At 69.0% G+C, this 19,078-nt stretch carries 11 protein-coding genes and 1 pseudogene; 6 read left to right on the forward strand and 6 right to left on the reverse strand.

Annotation, left to right across the window (positions count from 1 at the left end; translation table 11 throughout):
• Window positions 1–47: 47 nt before the first annotated feature.
• The 5 genes from OG811_RS23175 to OG811_RS23195 all read right to left on the reverse strand — a co-directional run bounded on the left by OG811_RS23175 (window position 48) and on the right by OG811_RS23195 (window position 6,622).
• Entirely contained in the window at window positions 48–1,361 is a 1,314-nt protein-coding gene (locus OG811_RS23175) for a PLP-dependent aminotransferase family protein (protein ID WP_406068627.1), read from the reverse strand.
• Window positions 1,340–2,644 (reverse strand): enoyl-CoA hydratase/isomerase family protein, encoded by a 1,305-nt coding sequence (locus OG811_RS23180; RefSeq protein ID WP_406068629.1) that lies wholly within the window; start codon window positions 2,642–2,644, stop codon window positions 1,340–1,342. Before OG811_RS23180 ends, OG811_RS23175 begins: the two co-directional genes overlap by 22 nt.
• Window positions 2,641–3,885, reverse strand: a complete 1,245-nt coding sequence (locus tag OG811_RS23185; RefSeq protein WP_406068630.1) for a cytochrome P450 — start codon at window positions 3,883–3,885, stop codon at window positions 2,641–2,643. Before OG811_RS23185 ends, OG811_RS23180 begins: the two co-directional genes overlap by 4 nt.
• A gap of 192 nt (window positions 3,886–4,077) precedes the next feature.
• Window positions 4,078–5,094, reverse strand: coding sequence for an alcohol dehydrogenase catalytic domain-containing protein (locus OG811_RS23190; RefSeq protein WP_406068632.1), 1,017 nt, complete (start codon window positions 5,092–5,094; stop codon window positions 4,078–4,080).
• A gap of 346 nt (window positions 5,095–5,440) precedes the next feature.
• On the reverse strand, window positions 5,441–6,622 hold the full coding sequence (locus OG811_RS23195; protein ID WP_406068634.1) for an acyl-CoA dehydrogenase family protein: 1,182 nt from the start codon (window positions 6,620–6,622) through the stop codon (window positions 5,441–5,443).
• Window positions 6,623–7,035: 413 nt separating this feature from the next.
• On the opposite strand from OG811_RS23195, the gene OG811_RS23200 reads away from it, so the two are divergent.
• The 3 genes from OG811_RS23200 to OG811_RS23210 all read left to right on the forward strand — a co-directional run bounded on the left by OG811_RS23200 (window position 7,036) and on the right by OG811_RS23210 (window position 12,874).
• Window positions 7,036–10,254, forward strand: a complete 3,219-nt coding sequence (locus OG811_RS23200) for a condensation domain-containing protein (protein ID WP_406068636.1) — start codon at window positions 7,036–7,038, stop codon at window positions 10,252–10,254.
• Between the two features lie 167 nt (window positions 10,255–10,421).
• Window positions 10,422–12,008, forward strand: coding sequence for an amino acid adenylation domain-containing protein (locus OG811_RS23205; RefSeq protein ID WP_406068637.1), 1,587 nt, complete (start codon window positions 10,422–10,424; stop codon window positions 12,006–12,008).
• Window positions 12,009–12,055: 47 nt separating this feature from the next.
• On the forward strand, window positions 12,056–12,874 hold the full coding sequence (locus OG811_RS23210) for a thioesterase II family protein (RefSeq protein ID WP_406068639.1): 819 nt from the start codon (window positions 12,056–12,058) through the stop codon (window positions 12,872–12,874).
• Window positions 12,875–12,898: 24 nt separating this feature from the next.
• Here OG811_RS23210 and OG811_RS23215 read toward each other — a convergent pair whose 3' ends face one another.
• The gene (locus tag OG811_RS23215) at window positions 12,899–14,062 is read right to left on the reverse strand and encodes an IS110 family transposase (protein ID WP_406068640.1); all 1,164 of its coding nucleotides are present in this window, start codon (window positions 14,060–14,062) and stop codon (window positions 12,899–12,901) included.
• A gap of 352 nt (window positions 14,063–14,414) precedes the next feature.
• Here OG811_RS23215 and OG811_RS23220 point away from each other — a divergent pair.
• From OG811_RS23220 to OG811_RS23230, 3 genes and pseudogenes are all read left to right on the forward strand, one after another.
• Window positions 14,415–14,978, forward strand: a pseudogene (locus OG811_RS23220) (FAD/NAD(P)-binding protein); the annotation flags it as partial.
• Between the two features lie 1,349 nt (window positions 14,979–16,327).
• Window positions 16,328–17,908: an AMP-binding protein gene (locus OG811_RS23225; protein WP_406068642.1), complete on the forward strand. Its 1,581-nt coding sequence runs from the start codon at window positions 16,328–16,330 to the stop codon at window positions 17,906–17,908.
• A 4-nt stretch (window positions 17,909–17,912) separates the two neighbouring features.
• Window positions 17,913–18,968, forward strand: coding sequence for a phosphopantetheine-binding protein (locus tag OG811_RS23230; protein ID WP_406068644.1), 1,056 nt, complete (start codon window positions 17,913–17,915; stop codon window positions 18,966–18,968).
• The last annotated feature ends 110 nt before the right edge of the window (window positions 18,969–19,078 follow it).

The raw sequence follows: 19,078 nt of genomic DNA on the forward strand, positions 1-19,078 counted from the left end.
GTGACCGCACCAGCGCATGTTCGCACCGAGCGCGATCGGCGTGTCCTCTACAACGCGTTGACAAAGTCAGCCAGCCGACCGGTGCCCTCGACGATCTCCTGATGCTCGAGCGAGGAACACGACAGCCGAATTCGGCGCTCGCCGCCCACGCCGAGGTGGAAGCCGCGCATCGGGGTCCAGAGCACGCCGTACGTCTCCGCGGAATGCCGCAACAGCGCGTCATCGGCCTCGACCGGGAGCTCGACCTGGACGAAGTAGCCGCCTTCGGGAGCCCACCAGCGAACCCTGGTGCTCGGCTGATCGGGTTCGCCGAAGTGGTGGACAAGCCGATCGAGGAGAACGGCTCGGTTGCCGCGCAGGTGCGCCGCCTTTCGCTGGCCGAGGGCGGCGATGGAACCCCCATGTTGAATGAGAAGCCCGCCGATCAGGGCCTGAGCCAGAGGCGACGTGTTCAGGGTGACCGCGTTCTTGGCAGCGGCGATCATGGCCGCCAGTCGCACCGGCGGACCGGAGCGAGACTCGACCCATTGGTCAGCCACTACGTAGCCCACCCGGGCACCCGGCACCGCCACCTTCGCGAAGGTGCCGGCGTGCACCACCCGACCGTCGCGATCGAGCGCCTTGAGGCTGGGCAGCCGGTCGTCCGAAGCAGCCGTGAACGCGTACGGATTGTCCTCGATCAGGATGAGGTCGAGGGCAGACGCCTCCGCCAGCAGACGATGTCGGGCGGCGAGCGAGAGCCGGTTTCCCGACGGGTTGGCGAAGTCAGGGGAGACGTACAGCGCGCGGAGGCGACGGCCGGCTGCCCTCTCCCGCTCCGACACCGTACGGAGGGCCGCCAGGTCGGGACCGGTGCCATCGTCCGGCACCGGGTGAACCGCGATGTCCAGGGAACCGGCCGCCGCGACCACGCCGACGTAAGACGGATCAGTGACCGCCAGGCTGGCACCCGGCGGATGAAGGACACGCAGGGTGAGGAACAGCGCCTCCTGACACCCGACCGTCATGACAATCGCCTCCGGGGAGACGTCGATGCCCTCGTCGGCCCGCAGTGCGGCGGCAACCAGGTCGTTGATGATCCCCTTGCTCGGGCCGTACTGGAACAGGTGTCGGCGCACCGCCTCCTCGCTGAAGCCGGCGGCACGTCGGGCCTCGACGAAGGTGTCCAGCAGCGGACCGACCGCGACGTCGGCGAAGAACGGTTCGTAGGGGGCGCCCGGCGCGAACGAGATGGCGTCGGGGAACTCGGCCACGATCTCGTTGAGGAAGGTCATGGCGGCGACCTGCCGGCTGGACACGCTGCGATGCAGATCATCAGCGTGCAGGTGCGTCCCGGTGATCAGCGTTGCCGTTGCATCCACTGCTGCTCCAACCGATGCAGTACGTCCCGGCTGTACAGCCGCTGAACTTGAACTTCCGCGAACTCGGCGAGGTAGCCCCGGAACTGGTCCTCGGTCTCCTCGAAGGCGGTGAGCATGTGCCGATTGGCCACCACGGCCGGGTTGTCCATGGCGTGGACCGCGTCGTCGACCGCGTCGTCGACGCCGTCCTCCGCCACGACGACGTCGCACAGCAGCGCGGCGACCGGGTCGCGGGCCGCTATCCGCCTTCCGCCCAGGAGAACCTGTCGAGCCAGCCTCGGGCCGAGGAGGCGGCCGAGCCTGAGATTGGCCGCACCGGGCACGATGCCCTCCCGTGCCGCCGGCAAAGTGAAGTAGGCCGTGTCCAGGCCGATCACGTAGTCGAAGGTCAGCATCAGCTGCATGCCGCCGCCGATGGCGAACCCGTCGACCACGGCGACCCATGGCTTGCCGCCCCGAGCCGTCGGATCGACCTCCTGCCGGGGGTCCCACAGGCCACGCTGGATCTTGCTCAGGTAGCCCATCTCCCGCTGCATGACGAAGCCCAGGAAGGGGATCTGACCAGCGCACAGGAGTGTCAGATTGATTCCCGAGCTGAAGACCCGACGGCCGGCGTACCTCGGGTGCTCCATGACGGCGCCCCGCACGACGCCCACGCGTACGCCCGGATCCAGGAGGGCCAGGTCGACAGCGACCTCCAACTGCTCACCGAGGGGCTCGTCCTCCGCGTTGAGATAGCGCTGGTTGGCGACGGTTATCTCGGCGACCCCGTCCGTACGTCGCACGGACACCACCGGCATCTCGACCACGCCGGTCCGTTGGAACTCCGGCAGCCGCGAGCGGGCCTCGTCCGTCGGCAGTCGCTGTGAGCGCAGCAGGTCGCCGCCCGCACCGGATCGGAGCAGCGCGGAGTACGCGATGCCCTGGTCGATCTCGAAGCCCTCCTTGGCGGCTTGACGACGGCCACGTTCCCGCTCCATCTCCGCCCGGTTCGGCGTCAAGCCGGGAACCAGGTCGGCCAGCCGGTACGACAGGTCAGCCAGGGACCGCCGCTGTGGGCTCTCTCCGACGATGTCCCGACAGAGCTGGTCCGCTCGGGCGTCCAGCAGTCGGCGCCTCGCTGCGCGCGCGTGTCCGTGTGCCGCGGTGGCTCGGGTCTGCTGCTCGGGGTTGCGGTCGGCGGGAGCGGGCAACGTCGACAACAGGTCGACCGTGCGGGCCGCGGCATCCGTCACCTCGGCCCGTAGGCGGTCCCGCAACAGGGGAGTGGTTGGTGGAGTCACGCTGACTCGGCAGCGGGCGCGGACAGCAGGACTGGCAACTCGTCCCGACCGTTCATGATGAAGGTGCTCTGCGGCTTGATCTCCGACGCCGGAACCGCGAGAGCAAGATCGGGGAAGTGGGCAAACAGCGCAGGGACCGCGATCTCGGCCTCCAGCCGGCCCAGGGCCTTGCCGATGCAGCTGTACCCGCCGTGACCGAAGGACAGGTGGTCCTTGCGCGGCCGGGTGATGTCGTAGGAGCTGGCGCTCGCGCCGTGGATGGCGGGATCGCGTCCGATGGCGGCGAAGTTCATGAGGACCGGCTCGCCCGCGCCGATCGTCACGTCGCCGAGCTGGACATCCTCGGTGGGAAAGCGGAACGGCAGATGTGCCACCGGAGCCTCGACGCGAAGTGTCTCCTCGATCGCGTCCTGCCACGAGGCGTTCCCGGGCCTGATCAGCTCGAGCTGGTTGGGATGGGTGAGTAGTGCGAGAATCGAGTTGATCACCAGGTTGGTGACGGTTTCGGTGCCGGTCCCCAGCAGGAACGACAACGTGCCGACAATCTCGGCGTCGCGCAGCCCTGAGCCATCCTTCTCCTGGGCGGCAATCAGATCACTCATGAGATCGTCCGCCGGGTTTCCGCGCTTTGCCTCGACCAGATCGGCCATCTCCATGAGGCCCTGCTCGACGCTCGCCGCTATCTCCTCGCCGGTCTTGGTCGTGTCGACCTGCGCCTCGCCGTCGCCCAGAATGGTCCCCCGGGCCGCGTCGGCAATACCGAGGACGTCGAATATCACGTGGGCGGCGAGCGGATACGCGTACCTCGCCTTGAGGTCGACGATCGAGCCGGTCTGGCTGGTGGAAAGACCGGCCAACAGGCCCGCGACGGCCGCGTCGATCGTCGGCCGCATCGCCTCGATCCGTCGCGGTGTGAATCTTCTTGCCACCAGCCCACGCATTTTGCTGTGCGCGTGTCCGTACGTCGTGTTCATGTTGTCCATGAGCGCCCAGTCGATGAGGGGGAAGCTCGGATCGACCTCGCCGTCGACGAACGCGGTCCAGTGCTGATGCCCGTCCTTGGACATCCGCGGGTCGCTCAGCGCCTGCCTACCGGCTTCGTAGCCGGTGATCGACCACGCCCGTACGCCATTGGGTAGCTCGACCTGGGCGACTGGCCCGCGCTCGCGAATCTGCGCATTCTCCCCGTGGATATCGGCACCGGACGTGTCGATGACAACCGGAGGGTCTTCGTTCTGCATAACGCCGTCCTCGCTGCTCAGTGAGACCAGCCTCGTGCCGGAAAATGACCGACCTTCATCGGTGACGATGGCATGACCTGCCCTGGGGACACCTCTTGCTGAATGCTGCCGCCGGCGTGCTGGTCCGCCGTTGCGGGCATGCTGTTCTGATCGACGTTCCGAGTGGTCACCGCGCGGGGAACGGCCGCCCGCTCAGTAGGTGACGACGGCGCGGAAACGAACCTCTCCAGCGGCCACCCGGTCGACCGCCTCGGCGATCTCCTCCTTGGGAAAGACCTCGATATGGGGGGTGACGGCCCCGCGGGCTGCCAGGTCGAGGGCCTCGACGAGATAGGGGAGACCGTTGTGGGTGGCACCGAGGATCGACTGACCCTTGGCGAAGAACTGTCGCGACGGGTCGATGGCGAAGGAACCCGACGGGTCGATTGTCGCGAGCACCATGCGGCCATTGACCCGAAGGCCCGTGAGGCATTCGGCGGCGGCCTCGTACGAGGTGCCTGCGACGACGACGACGTCCGCGCCGCCGATGCCCGCGAGAGCCTCCCCGTCGGAAACCACGTGGTCGGCCCCAAGTTCGCGGGCGACCTCGTGTTTGTCCGGCGTACGGGTCACGGCCACGGTCTCGAAGCCGCAGGCCTTGCTGAACTGCACGGCCAGGTGGCCGAGGCCGCCGATGCCGAGCACGGCGACCCGTTCGTGTGGCTGGGGATTCGCGGCCCGCAACGCCGACCACGAGGTGTACCCGGCGCACAGCAGCGGCGCTGCCATCTCGTACGGCAGCTCGTCCGGCAGCAGCACCGTGGAGGACGCGGGTACCACCAGGTACTCGGCGTGGCCACCGGCCCTGGTCAGCCCGGTCATCTCCGGGTTGTCGCAGTTCATGCCGGTGATGCCGGTGACCGGCAGGTTCAGCCGGCAGTAATCGCACGAGCCGCAGCCGCTCTGGATCCAGGTGGCGCCGACCCGGTCACCGACCTTGCGCGCGGTCACCCCGAGACCGACCTCGGCGACCTCACCGGCAGGCTCGTGCCCGACGATGGCCGGTTCGATCGGCGGAAACGGGTACGTGCCGTCGGTGAGCCACACATCATTGCGACACAGACCGCTCGCGTGCACGCGGATGAGCACCTCGCCGGGACCCGGCACGGGCTTGGGAACCTCGGTCAACTCCCAGGTCTGACCTGCTGCGGGACACACTGATGCCAGCATCACGACGACGCCTTTCCGAGTATGACCGGCCGGTTGAGGCGGCCGATCCTGATGAATGAAGTCCTCAGCCGGATCCCAGCGGCGGGTCGAGCACGCCTGGGACACCGGATCGTCGACCAGCCACCGTCGGACCCACGTCCGGGAAACGCACACTGGCTGGCCGAGCCGGGGGACGCCTCCGGAGGCGGTCCGCTGTGCACGGTTGATCCGCAGGCCTCATGGGTGAGCTGCGGACGGCACTCCGGAGCGGTGTGACCAGGCACCGCTGCCCGTCAGCCACGACGGGCAGCGGTACTCCTGGTTGCGGTCACTGGCCACCCTGTGCGGGCCCCGGTGAACGCGACGGTCAGACGAAGGGCGTGTTGCTGTCCAGTCCGCAGACAATCCGGCCGTACAGCTCCAGGTTGGTCTTGGGGTGCAGGATGGCGTGCAGGTTGAGCGCCTGCACGTCCCGCTGGATGCGCTGGATCGGCACGTCCGTGTGAATGGACGAACCGCCGCTCGCGCCGTGCAGGATGTCGACCGCCTCCTTGGCCCGCTGGCAAGCGGCGCCCAGATCGAGCCGTACGCGGGCCCGCTCCTCGAGCGTCCACGGCTCGCCCGCCTGGCCCTTGCTGTCGATCATGTCGGCCGCGCGGTGGGCGTGGAAGCCGACCTCGTCGATGTTGGTGATCGCCTCGGCGACCTCCAGGTGGGTGACCGGTGCCTCGGCCTGGTTCTCGTAGGCGGTGTAGGTGATCTTCCGGCCGGGCAGTCGCTCGAGGAAGGCGTCCTTCGCCGCCCTGGCAAGGCCAAGGGCCGGCGCGCTGATGGTGGCGCACGCGGTCGGCATGAAGGGGGCCTTGAAAATCCTTGCGTCGGCGTTCAGTCGGGACTGGTGCTGACCCTGCAGCACCGGCCCCATCTGGAGGACCCGCTCGGCCGGGATGAAGACGTCCTTCGCGATCGTGGTGATGCTGCCGGAGCCGCGCAGCCCCGACGTGTGCCAGTCGTCGACGATCTCCAGGTCGGCGATCGGGATGGCCGCCATGATCGGTGCGAAGCCGCCGTCCCCGGTCGGCGTGACAGCGGCGTTCGTGTTCCAGGTACTCTGCTGGGCCCCGGTGTTGAACGACCACCGACCGTTGATGACGAAGCCGCCCTCGGTCGGAACGGCCACCGCGCCGGGGCTGAGAATGCCGCTGATGCGCACGTCCGGGGTTGCGAACACCTCGTCCTGCACCTCGTCGGGGAACAGCCCCGTCATCCAGGTGCTGATCGACCACACCGCGACCGTCCACGCGGTCGAGCCGTCGCCGCGTCCGAGCTCCGCCACGACATCCACGACAGTTCGCATGTCCGACTCGTAGCCGCCGTAGCGCACCGGGACCCGCATCTTCAGGATGCCGGCGTCGGTGATCGCGTCGACGACGTCGTCGTGGATCCGTCGGTTCTCCTCCATCCAGACGGCCTTGTCCCGCAGCAGCGGGACAAGCTCAGAGGCGCGACGGACCAGCTCGTCCCTGGGCGGCGCTTGCGTAATCTCCATCGAGTTTCTCCTTAGCAGGCGTCCCGCGGCCGCGCTGCGTCATAGGGGCCGATATCGGAATCAGCGGCTATGCAGACATTTCCAGGTCGGCCGGCTTGCCGCGTCTTCGCGCTTGCTGCCCGGCCACGCTGCCCGGCCACGCTGCCCGGCCACGCTGCCCGGCCACGCTGCCCGGCCACGCTGCCCGGCCACGCTGCCCGGCCACGCTGCCCGGCCACGCTGCCCGGCCACGCTGCCCGGCCACGCTTCCCACCACAGTGGTCGGCGCGGCGGTCGTCGAGCAAGAGCGGAGATGGCCGTCGGTAGCGCGGCTGTGACGCTCCCAGAGTGCTGCGCGCGATGAGCGGGCAGCTGATTCCACCTATGGCGTGGCCGGCGCGGATCGATTCGTTCCAGCCAGGATGGGAATGAGCATGGCAAATCGCTTCGACGCCGGTGGCGTACTGGGGGACCTGACCACCGCGCGGGAGGAGATCCTGTGCGGGTTGTTCGCGCAGGTGCTGGGCGTCGACCGGGTGAGGGTCGAGGACAGCTTCTTCGATCTGGGCGGCCAGTCCCTTCGGGCCATCCGGCTGATCAGCCGCATCCGCGCGGTGCTCGGCGTGGAGGTCGCGGTCCGTACGCTGTTCTCGAATCCGACCGTCGCGCAGCTGGCCAGAGCCCTGGACGAGGCCGGCAATTCCCGGCCCCGGCTGGTAGCCACGGCGCGGCCGGAGCGTCTGCCGCTGTCGTTCGCTCAGCGGCGACTGTGGTTCCTGGACCGGCTCAGCGGGCCGAGCCCGGTCTACAACATGCCGTTCGCCTGGCGGCTTGAGGGCTCGCCGGATGTTGGCGCACTGGAGTCGGCGCTGCGGGACGTGGTCCGGCGACACGAGTCGCTGCGGACGATCTTTCCGGTGGTGGCCGGTCAGCCGTACCAGCAGATCGTGGACGCCGCCGAGGCTGCGCCGGAACTGACGGTGGTGGAGGCGGACCAGGCGACCCTGCCCAGCCTTCTGGAGCAGGCGACGCGACACGTCTTCGACCTGGCGACCCAGCTGCCGGTCCGGGCCTGGTTGTTCCGGGTGGCGCCGCAGGAGCACGTGTTGTTGCTGATGACCCATCACACCGCCTGTGACGGATGGTCGATGGGCATCCTGGTGCGCGATCTGGCCGAGGCGTACCGGGCCCGGACGGGCGGCCACGCGCCAGGGTGGCCGGAGCTGCCGGTGCAGTACGCGGACTACACCCTGTGGGAGCGCGGCCTGCTCGGCGACAGCGGTGAGGCGAGCAGCATGTTGTCCGGACAGGTGAACTACTGGACGTCGGCTCTGCGTGACCTGCCCGACGAACTGGCACTCCCGTACGACCGCCCGCGGCCGGTCGAACCGACCGACCACGGCGGCATGGTCGTGGTGACACTGGACGCCCAACTGCACAGCGACCTGGCAACGTTGGCGCGCCAACACAGGACGACCCTGTTCATGGTGCTCCATGCCGGGCTGGCGGCGCTGCTGTCCCGCTGCGGCGCGGGCACCGACATCCCGATCGGCACGCCGGTTGCCGGCCGCTCCGACGAGGCGGTCCACGATCTGGTCGGGTTCTTCGTCAACACCCTCGTGCTGCGAGCCGACCTGAGCGGCGACCCGACCTTCGCCGAGCTGCTGGCCCGCATCCGCGAGACCGACCTCGCCGCCTACTCCAACCAGGACGTGCCGTTCGAGCGCTTGGTCGAGATTCTCAATCCGGCCCGCTCGGTGTCCCGGCATTCGTTGTTCCAGGTGATGCTCGTCTCCGACAACGCGGGCACCGGCAGGTGGGAGCTGCCCGGCCTGCGGATCGAGCCCACGCCGCTCGGCCACGAGACGACCAAGTTCGACCTGTCGCTCTTCGTCCGCCCGCTGTACGACGCCGACGGCTCGCCCGCGGGTATCCGGGGCACCTTCGAGTACGCGCAGGACCTCTTCGACGAATCGACCGTCGAGGCTCTCGCCGAACGACTCACGCGACTGCTGCGCCAGGTCGTCGACGACCCGTCCCGCCCGGTCGGCGAATACGAGGTGCTGGCGGATGACGAGCGGCGGCGGATCCTGCACGACTGGAACGACACCGGCCGGGCGGTGCCCGGGCTCACCCTGCCGCAGCTGTTCGAACAGCAGGCGGCCCGGACGCCGGATGCCACGGCGGTGGACTGCGGCGGGAACCAGCTCTCCTACGCCGAGCTGGACCACCGGGCCAACCAGCTTGCTCGCCATCTGGTCGCTCTCGGCGCCGGCCCGGAGAAGTCGGTGGCTGTCGCGCTGGCGCACCGTGAGCTTCTGGTCATCGCGCTGCTGGCGGTGTTGAAGGCCGGTGCGGCCTACCTGCCGGTCGACCCGGAGCAGCCCGCCGGCGAGGTCGAGTTCATGTTCACTGACGCTCGCCCGACGGTCGTGATCACCGATGACCACGCCACTGCTGCCGGGCTGCCCGCGGCCGGTGGCCCCCCGGTCATGATCCTGGATGCCGCCGGTACGCGCGACGCCCTGACGAGTGTGCCGGGGACTGCCCTCTCCGACGACGAGCGGACCGCCGCGCTGCGGCACACCCACCCGGCGTACGTGGTCTACACCTCTGGCGTGGCGGGTGCCCCTGCGGGCGTCACCGTCACCCATCGGGGCGTCATCAACTACTGCGCCTGGGCGAGCGCCACCTATCGGGTCGACGGGGAAAGCGCGGCCCCGGTTCGCCCCGGGTTGTCGTCCGGCCTCGCCATCAGTTCGATCCTGTTGCCGTTGCTGGCCGGGAGCACGGTCGTGCTGATCCCGGAGGGTGTCGGCGGCGAGCCGCTGACCGCCTTACTGGACGGCGCGGCGGGCCCGGTGGCTCCCGTGCGGCTGAAGCCGTCGGATCTGCGGGCAATGGCCGGGCACGAGGACCGGGCGGCGGACCGAAAGACGGTGCTGGTCATCGGTGGCGAGACACTTCCCACCTCGGTGGCGCGCGACTGGTCGCACGGCGGTGCGGAGATCCACCGGGAGTACGGAGCGGAGGAGTGCACCATCGGCAGCGTCGCGCACCGCGTCGGCGATGAGTCCGGTGCTGTCGTGCCGATGGGACGTCCGATCTGGAACACGCGGGTCTTCGTGCTCGACAGCCTCCTGCGGCCGGTCCCGCCGGGTGTTGCCGGAGAGCTGTACGTGGCGGGTGCGGGGCTGGCGCGAGGATATCTGGGCCAGGCAGGGCGGACGGCCCAGCAGTTCGTGGCGTGCCCGTTCGGTGTGGGTGAGCGGATGTACCGGACCGGCGACCTGGTGCGGTGGCGTCCGGACGGGACCCTGGAGTTCGCGGGGCAGCTGGACGAGCTGACGTCACCGTCTCCGGACTCCGGCGCTTTAGTTCGTGACGGGGTGGCGTCGCCGCAGGAGGAGCGTCTGTGCGAGTTGTTCGCGCAGGTGCTGGGTGTCGACCAGGTGGGAGTCGGGGACAGCTTCTTCGATCTGGGCGGCCACTCTCTGCTGGCAGCGGTTCTCATCGCGAAGATCACCGAGCGCTTCGGCGTGGAGCTGTCTCTCAAACAGTTCTTCAGCAACCCCTCGGTCGGCGCCGTCAACGAATACCTGGGCGATGTTTCCACTGGCGAGCGGGTCGGGCCGGCCGCAACGGGTGAGTAGCACCGGCGAGGGCGCCTTCCGACGATGACGGATGGAAACACCTCTCGCTGTCGCGTTGCCGAAGCGCAGATTCGCGCCCTATCTCGGAGGAACCCCATGAGCAGATATCCGGAACAGCTCGTTCACCGTGACGGACGCGGCTGGCACCCAGAGCTGGCAGCCGACGCATGACCGGTCAACCCAGCCCTCAGCCGCTGATCCACGCCGCCGTGGCCGAGCAGGCCGCGCGTGACCCGGACGCCACCGCACTCGTCTGGCACGACCGGACGATCAGCTACGGCACGCTCGACGCGGCCGCGAACGACTACGCCGTCGACCTGCATGATCGCGGTGTCCGGCCGGGGCAGGTCGTGCCGATTCTGCTGGATCGGTCGCCGGACATGGTGGCGCTCCAGTTGGGTGTGCTCAAGACGGGGGCGGCCTACACGAATCTCGACCCGAACTGGCCGATGGAGCGGCAGAGGATCATCCTCGACCTCATCGCGCCCGCGGTGGTCGTCAGCACGGACAACCAGTGGGACGGCCGGTTCGACCGCTACCAACCGTCGGATGGCGGCATCGACCGTGCGGCCCGGCGCGCACGACCGTTCCACCCGGCACCGGTGCCACCGGACGCGCCGGCGACCGTCTTCTTCACGTCCGGCACGACGGGCGTACCGAAGGGTGTGTTGTCACCGCACCAGGCGGTGACCCGGCTCTTCGGTTCCCCGGGCCTCGACGGTTTTGGGCCTGGCCACACGACCCCGCAGGTAGCGGCGCTGGCCTGGGACATGTACGCCTTCGAGCTGTGGGGGCAGCTCACGACGGGCGGCACCGTGGTGCTGATCCCGGAGAACTACCTGCTACCCGACACGCTGCGCCAGATCGTGTCGGGGCACGGCGTCGACACGCTGTGGATCACCACGTCCGTGTTCAACATGTTCGTCGACGAGGCCCCGGACTGCTTCGGCGGCCTCGCCCGCGTCTACACCGGTGGCGAGAAGGCGTCGCCGGAGCACATGCGCGCTTTCCTCAGCCGCCATCCCGACCTCCCGCTCTGGAACGCGTACGGGCCAGCCGAGAGCTGCATGATCACAACTCTCCGGCGGCTGGTGCCCGCGGACTGCGACGTGCCGGGGGGGATTCCGGTCGGCACACCTGTGCAGGGTACGAGCGTGGTGCTGCTCGACAAGAGCGATCAACGCTGCGAACCCGGTCAGGAGGGCGAGCTGTGCATCGCCGGCCAGGGCCTGGCGACCGGCTACCTCGGGCAGCCCGAGCTGACCCTGGAGAAGTTCCCGACCATCGACCTCGACGGGCTTCCGGTGCGGCTCTACCGCACGGGCGACATGGGGGTCTGGGACGACGACGGTGTCCTGCACTACCGCGGTCGGCGTGATCGCCAGATCAAGATCAGCGGACAACGGATCGAGCTCGCCGAGATCGAGTCGGTGGCCGGCTCGCTACCGGGCGTCCGGAACTGCATCGCCTTCCCGATGACCAACCTGGAGGGCCTGCCACAGCGGTTGGCGCTGGTGTATCAGGTCCCGAGATCGGACGCGCATCCGTCGGGGCCACCGGAGGACGACCCCCTGGGCGTGCACGCCCAGTTGCGTCAACTGCTGCCCGCGTACATGGTGCCGCAGATCGTCCGCGGCCTGGCGCAGTATCCGGTGACCGCCAATGGCAAGGTCGACCGCGCGGCACTGCACGAGATCGCCCGGCGGTCGCGGCCCGCCGGTCGAGTCAGATCGGGACGCGGCCGTGAGCGCTGAAGCGGACGGCACCTCGCTCGCGGTCACCCGCCCGAGGCTCGACGTTGATGAGGCCACCGACAATCCCGCTGCCGCTGCCGCCGGGCCTCGCCATGCGTAGCGGCGCGGGGCGGAGCACCGGGCGGGTACGTCCCAGAAACCCGTGGTTCCCGTTCGAGACGGGAGAGGAGGCTTCGGTCCGCCTGCTGTGCCTCCCGCACGCCGGTGCGGGTGCGACGGTCTACCGGGCCTGGGGTCGCGGCTTGCCGGCAACGATTGCCGCCTGCCCCGTCCAACCGCCCGGGCGGGAGACCCGGCGCTCCGAACAACCGCTGACGTCGGCGGTGGAGATGGCCCGGCAGTTGGCCCCGGAGGTGATCAGGACGGTGCGACCGCCGTACGCCATCTTCGGCCACAGCACCGGCGCACTGTGTGCCTTCGAGGTTGTCCGGGAAATCCGTCGTCTGAACGGACCGCTGCCGGTCCACCTCTTCGTCGCCGGCCGGCGTCCGCCGAGCATGCCGATGATCAGGACCGAGCTTGCCGGGCTGCCGGCGGACGAGCTGGCGGTGGTGCTGCGCCGGCTCGGCGGGACACCCGAGGAGATCCTGGCGGAGCCGTTCATGCTGGAGCTGATCCAGCCGCTGCTCGTCGCCGACTTCCACGTCAACGAGATGTACAGCTACCACCCCGAACCCCGCCTGCCGGTCCCCATCACGGCTTTCGCCAGCACACGTGACCACTTCGCGGCACCGGACCAGGTCGCCGGATGGGAGCAGGAGACAAGCGACCGGTACGCGCAGCTCGTGCTGGACGGCGATCACTTCGCGATTTTCGAGAACTCCCCGGTGGTGCTGGGGCGGATAGCCGCTGATCTGGGGACGTAGTCACGATTCTGGCACCCCTCTGTGTCAAGAGGCCGCGGCGAGGGTTGTTCTAGGCTGGGGTGTGGCGGGTCCGGGAAGTGACTTTTCCGAAGTGTCGATCTTGGGGTTTGGGTCGGCCGCGCTGGATTGCAGAGTCGCCCCCGCGTGTCCTCCCGGACCCGTCTTGACCAGCTTCGCGTCGGCCACCATCTGCCGGTAGACGATGTCGGACAGGCGCCGCTTCAATGCCCGTAGGGCCTCCATCGGGGTTTTGCCCGCAGCCAGTCTGCGCCGGTAGTAGCGGCGCCCTTCCGTGTCACGGCGCAGCTGGACGATGGCCATGATGTGCAGTGCCCGGTTGATGCGCCGGTTCCCGGCTCTCGAAAGCCGGTGCCGGTTCTGCTCGCCGGACGAGGCGTCGATCGGCGCGGTGCCGTTCCACGAGGCGAAGTGAGCGCGGCTGGCGAACCGGGCAATGTCTCCGATGTCGCCGATCAGGCGAGCGGCGCCGGACGGTCCGATGCCGGTCAGGTCCATCAGCCGGCTTCCGGTGCTGTTGACCAGGTCGGTGAGCTCTTGTTTCGCGATCTTGATCTTCTTGTCGATGACGACGAGTTCGCCGATCAGTTCGGAGGCCAGCCGGCGACGGGTCTTGCCGACCACGTCACGCGGTCGCACGGTGCCCAGCAGGGCGCGGGCCTGCTGGGCGGACAGGTCCTTCTTCGCGCCGCCGGGCACCAGTTCGAGCAGCAGGTGATGCAGCCGGGAGACCACTTCGGTACGGGCCCGGCCGAGCTGGTCACGACGGTCGACGAGCAGCCGTAACGCGACCGTGGCGTCATCGGTGACGACCTGCCGCAGGCCTTCGGTGCGCAGGGCGACCACAGCGACGCTGCGGGCGTCGACGGGGTCGGTCTTGCGGCCTTGGCCGGTGGCGAACACGCGGGCCCGGGCGGACAGCTTCGCGGGAACGTCCACGACGGTTTCGCCGTCGGCGACCAGGCGTTGAGCGACGTGCCGGCCGATGCCGTTGCAGCCCTCGACCGCCCAAAGGCGGTCTTTGTGCTTGCGGCCGGCGGCGAGCATGGCCTGGTAGCCGTCGCGGTCGGTGCCGAACCGGCCCTGCCCGAGCGTCTTCTCTCGGGCGTTGATGATTTCGATGGTGGCGGAACGCTTGTGTGGGTCCACGCCGATGATGACCTGAGCCATCGTGTCCTCCCTCGATCCGACGATGGGTCGTCGACGGGAGGGCAGCGCTACCTTGAGCTGGGCAGTCCCCTCTTGAGCCTCTCTCCGCCGCGGTGACCGGCGGGGCGCACGCCAGATGAGAGCCACACCAGCCTGCGGTGGGCAGCCGCGATGAGAGCGACCCCACCGGTCACCTCGACCAAGCCTGGCCTGGCTGCGGTCGTACCACCAGTCAATAGGTAGCCGCGATCAGCGGAGCTGACGGCGGCAATCGCGAAGGTGTGACAGGTCGTGCGGGACTGAAATCGTCAGTGAGGGCCGTCGGTGCGGTATGCGGTCGTTGGCCCATCACTGCCTACCTGGAGGGTCTTCGATGGGTGAGTACTACGCGCCGGACCAACGGAGAAAATCGGTCACTGTTGCGATCGTGGGCCTCGGTGTCCGAGGGCTCAGTGTTCTGGAGCGTCTCATCAGCCACGCGGCCCTCGCCGATCAGAACCTGACGTTCGACCTGCACCTCGTGGACTCCAACCCGGCCCAGCCGCGGCAGTACGACATTCATCAGCCGGACTACCTTCTGCTCAATCACGCGTGCGCGTACGCCTCGATGTTCCCCTCTGCCAGGTCCGTCTCGCACGCGCCCGCTATGCGCGGCCCGAACCTCTTCGAGTGGGCGCGGGAACGCGGGATGCGGGTGGCGGCCGACGGCTTCACGGTAGGGGCCGACGGGCGCCCGGTCAGGCCGAACGACAACCTGCCGCGGCGGGTCTTCGGCGAGTATCTGCTGTGGTTTCACCAGTATCTGCGGGACAACGCTCCGGACAACGTGCGACTGATCGGGCACGCGTCCAACGCCGTGGACCTCCAGCAGAAGGGTGACACCTCGATCCTGTGCCTCGACAACGGTGACCGCGTCGAGGCGGATCACGTCTTCGTGACAGTCGGCCAACGCCCCGCCCAACCGCAGCGCGATCAGGATGCCTCAGCCGACCGACTGATCAGTTCGCCGTACCCGCTGCCTGGACAACTCGCGTCCGTACAGCCGTCCGAGACCGTCGCCATCGCGGGCCTCGGTCTGACGGCAACGGACGCGATCCTCGCGCTGACGGTGGGGCGGAGCGGCAGATTCGACCGGACGGTCCTACCTGAGCGGTACGTGGCGAGCGGTCGTGAGCCCCGCATCGTCGTGTTCTCCCGCTCCGGCCTGCCATATCGTGCGCGACCCGCGCCGTCGTCGGTAGTGTCGTACGAGCCGGTCGCGTTCACGCGGTCGGCGGTCGACGGGCTGCGCACCCGGACGCCGCAACTGGACTTCGACCGCGATGTTCTGCCGCTGCTCCTGCTCGAACTACGGGTGGCGTACCGGCGGGCGGCGCTCCTGCAACAGGCGGGCGCCCAGGACGCGGAGGCATTCCTCCTCCGTGCGCGTGCGGCCGCCGCCGAGGGGCGCCTCGACGAGCTCGACGAGCTGCCCGGGGCCGCCGAGTTCGACGCCGAGGCGGCGTACCACGGGAGCCCGACCCCGAACGCCCAGGATTCCCCGGCGTCGGCCGACGGCGAGACGTACCAGCGGTCGCTGGAGTCCTGGATGGCCGCCGACATAGCGAACGCGGCCCGCGGATTCGACGGCAGCCCCTTCAAGGCGGCAACCGAGATGTGTCGCGAGGTCCGCGACACCATCAGGTACGCGATCGAATTCGGCGGACTGACGGACGCCTCGCTCGACCGGTTCTACCGCTACCACGTCGAAGCGATCAACCGCCTGGTGATCGGCCCGGAGAAGGAGCGGTCCGCCAACATCCTGACGCTGCTCCGCTCGGGTGTGGTGTCGATGTCCCTGGGGCCGAATCCCCTCGTGAGCTGGGATGACGACAGTCGCACCTGGGCCCTGTCCTCGACGGCGTTTCCGGTCCGCAGCACGGTCAGCGCGGACTGGCTCTACCAGGGCTACACCGATCGCCTGAAATCCCTGCGGGACGACCCGACCGTGGTCGGGGCGATGGCCCGGCGGGGCATGGTCCGGCGATTCAAGCCGGACAGCCCGGTCGTGTCCTCCATCGATGTCGACGATCAGGGTCATCCCGTCGGGGAGGACGGCAGCTCGGCCTCCCGGATCTGGGTCTTCGGGCTGCTCTGTGAGGGTGCGACGTTCTACAACGGCTACCTCACCTCCCCGGAACGCTTCGAGCGCGCCCAGTTCGACGTCGACCGCGCCGTGCACCAGCTCGTCGAGGGGATCCGGCAGGAAGGGCAGACCGTGAGCGCGTTCGAGGGAGGTCAGCACCGATGATCATCGAGACCGGACTCTGGGGAGGGGTGTCCCAGCCGCCCTGCGTGCTCGAATCGTTCGAGCGTGCGGTCGGCCGCCAACCCGGAGCACTCGCCGTGAGCGACCCGGAACACCAGCTGACCTACCGTGATCTGGCCGCATGGATCGCCCGCATCATCGGTCTGCTGCGAGAAGCGGGTGTCGGCCCGGGCGACACGGTTGCCGTCACCGGACTTCGGTCCGCGGCGATCGTGGCCGCGGCCTGGGCCGTCGTCGGCGCGGGCGCCACCTACCTACCGCTGGACAGCAACTTTCCCCGCAAGCGTCTCGGCTACATGCTCGCCGAGAGTGGCGCGAAGGTCCTCCTGCACACGGGGCCCGACCCGGAGCTGCCGGCGCCTCGTCGGGTCAGCATCCCGGCCTGGACCGAGGTGGAGCGGCTGGCAGGGGCTGGCCTGACCTTCGTCCCGTGCACGCCGGACACGCCCGTCTACGTCATCTACACCTCCGGGTCGACCGGTAACCCCAAAGGGGTGGCTCTCCCGCACAGCTGCATCGACAACATGGCGCACTGGCAGCGGCACCACTCCGTCCGCCAGGACCTGCGGACTGCGCAGTTCGCGCCGCTGAACTTCGACATCTGGTTCCAGGAGACGCTCAGTACGCTCGGCGGCGGCGGATCGCTGGTCATCATGCCCGAGGAGTTGCGGCAGGACCCGATCGAGTTGCTGGACTGGCTCGCGCGAGAGCGGATCGAGCGGCTGTTCCTGCCCTGCGTCGCGCTGCACATGCTGGCGACAGCGGCGACGGCGTTCGACTCACTGGCGAACCTCGCCCTCCGCGAGATCAATACCGCCGGCGAGCAACTCGTCTGCACGCCGGCGATCAAGGAATTCTTCCAGCGCCTGCCCGAGTGCGCTCTCAACAACCACTACGGCCAGAGTGAGTCGCACACGGTGTCGGTGCACACGTTGGCCGGGGAGAGCAGCTCGTGGCCCTCGCTGTCGCCGATCGGTCTGCCACTGCCGGGTTGCGAGATCCTGCTGGACACCGCCGAGCCCGGTGACTCGCAGATCGGTGAACTGCTCGTGGCCGGATCGCCACTGTCACTGGGATACCTGAACCAGCCGGAGTTGAACGCGCAGCGGTATGTGCAGGTCCCCCCGACAGCACACGGGCACACCCGGGCCTTTCGGACCGGTGACCTGGTGAGCGTGGAGAACGGACTGCTGCACTTCCTCGGTCGTACCGACGACGAAGTCAAGATCCGCGGGTACCGGGTCAACCCGCTCGAGATCGAGGCATGCCTGGGCAGACAGCCGGGAGTGGTGGAAGCCGTCTGTGTCCCCGTGAGCATGGGCGCCGGCTCCCGTCAGCTACGAGCAGCCGTGACGGTCGCGGCCACCGCGGAGTTCGACGCGGCCACCGCGCTCGCCGCCCTCCGCGAGGAGCTTCCCTGGTACTCGGTCCCACCATCCATCACGGTGCTGCCCGCCCTCCCACGTACGCCGAGTGGAAAGGCCGACCGAGCCGCCGTCGCGCGGCTGCTGGCTCCGGGCAACCGATCTGCGGTAGCCGCCGACGCAGGGGAGCGATGAGACCGTGTCCGCCAATCCAAGGCTTCTTGTCCTCGACTACCCGGGTCGGCGACCCGAGGCGCACATCAGCGAGATGCATCTCGACCGATCCGGGTTCGATTGCCAGGATCTGCTGACGTCCCCGATGCCGACCGCGCTGACGACTCCGGCGTACGCCAGCGAGCTCTTCGCGCGGCAGCGACCAGATCGCCCGGTGGCTCTGGTCGCGTACTGCGCCGCCGCGCCACTGGCTGTCGCGATGGCCGCACTCCTGGTGGGCCCTGCCGGGCCCGTGCCCATCGTGCTGCTCGACCCGCAGCAGACTCCACCGTCCGAGATCCTCCACGAGTACCACGAGGTCGTGCGTCAGGTCGAGGGCCGAGCACCCAATGTCGAGCGACCGCCGCTGCTCGACATCGAGGGACTGCTCGCCACTCCCGAGACGCTGGTGAAGCGCATCGGGGAGGACCTGCGCCTTCGTGCGCGGCTGGCCCTGGCCGCGTTCGGTTTCGGCGACGCCGACGTCAGCGGCCCGGTGGAGGGCGTGGTCGGCGTCTACGTCGAATGGCTCACGTTCCTCGTAGCAGCGCACCACGACGAGCAGCCGGCGCCGCGGGGCCCGATCCTGCAGGTGATCTCACAGGGTCATCCGGCCGACGCCGGCTGGCTGGGAGCGACCGACCTCCAAACCGTCCGCGTGTCGTGCGACCGACCGGAGCTGGCTGCCGACGCCGAGGCGCGGGCGGCGGTCCTCGACTTCCTCCACGGGATCACCTCCGGGGCCTCGACCGAGACGAAAGGCGAGGAACAGAACGTGCAGGCTGACCTTGTCACCGAGACCGAACTCGCCCTGGCCCGGATGTGGGCGGACGTCCTTGGGGTCGACGTCGTCGGCCGTGGCGACAACTTCTTCGACCTCGGCGGGGACTCGATGCTCGCGACCAGGTTGGTGCTGTCGGCCCGGCGTACCTGGAACGTGGACTTCAGCGTCCGGGTGCTCGTCGACTCGCCGGTGCTCAAGGATCTGGCCGACCGGATCGACGTGCTGGTCGGCGCCGCGACCACCGGATCCCGTCGATGAGCTGGTCGGCAACGGGCAAGGTGCCCGGTCTGTCCGCAGCGCGCACGATCGATGCAGACGGCTGGCCCGGCACTCGAGCGAAAGTGATCAACAGCGAAGCGAGGAGCACC

Source organism: Micromonospora sp. NBC_01638, assembly GCF_045209745.1.
Classification (GTDB): Bacteria; Actinomycetota; Actinomycetes; order Mycobacteriales; family Micromonosporaceae; genus Micromonospora.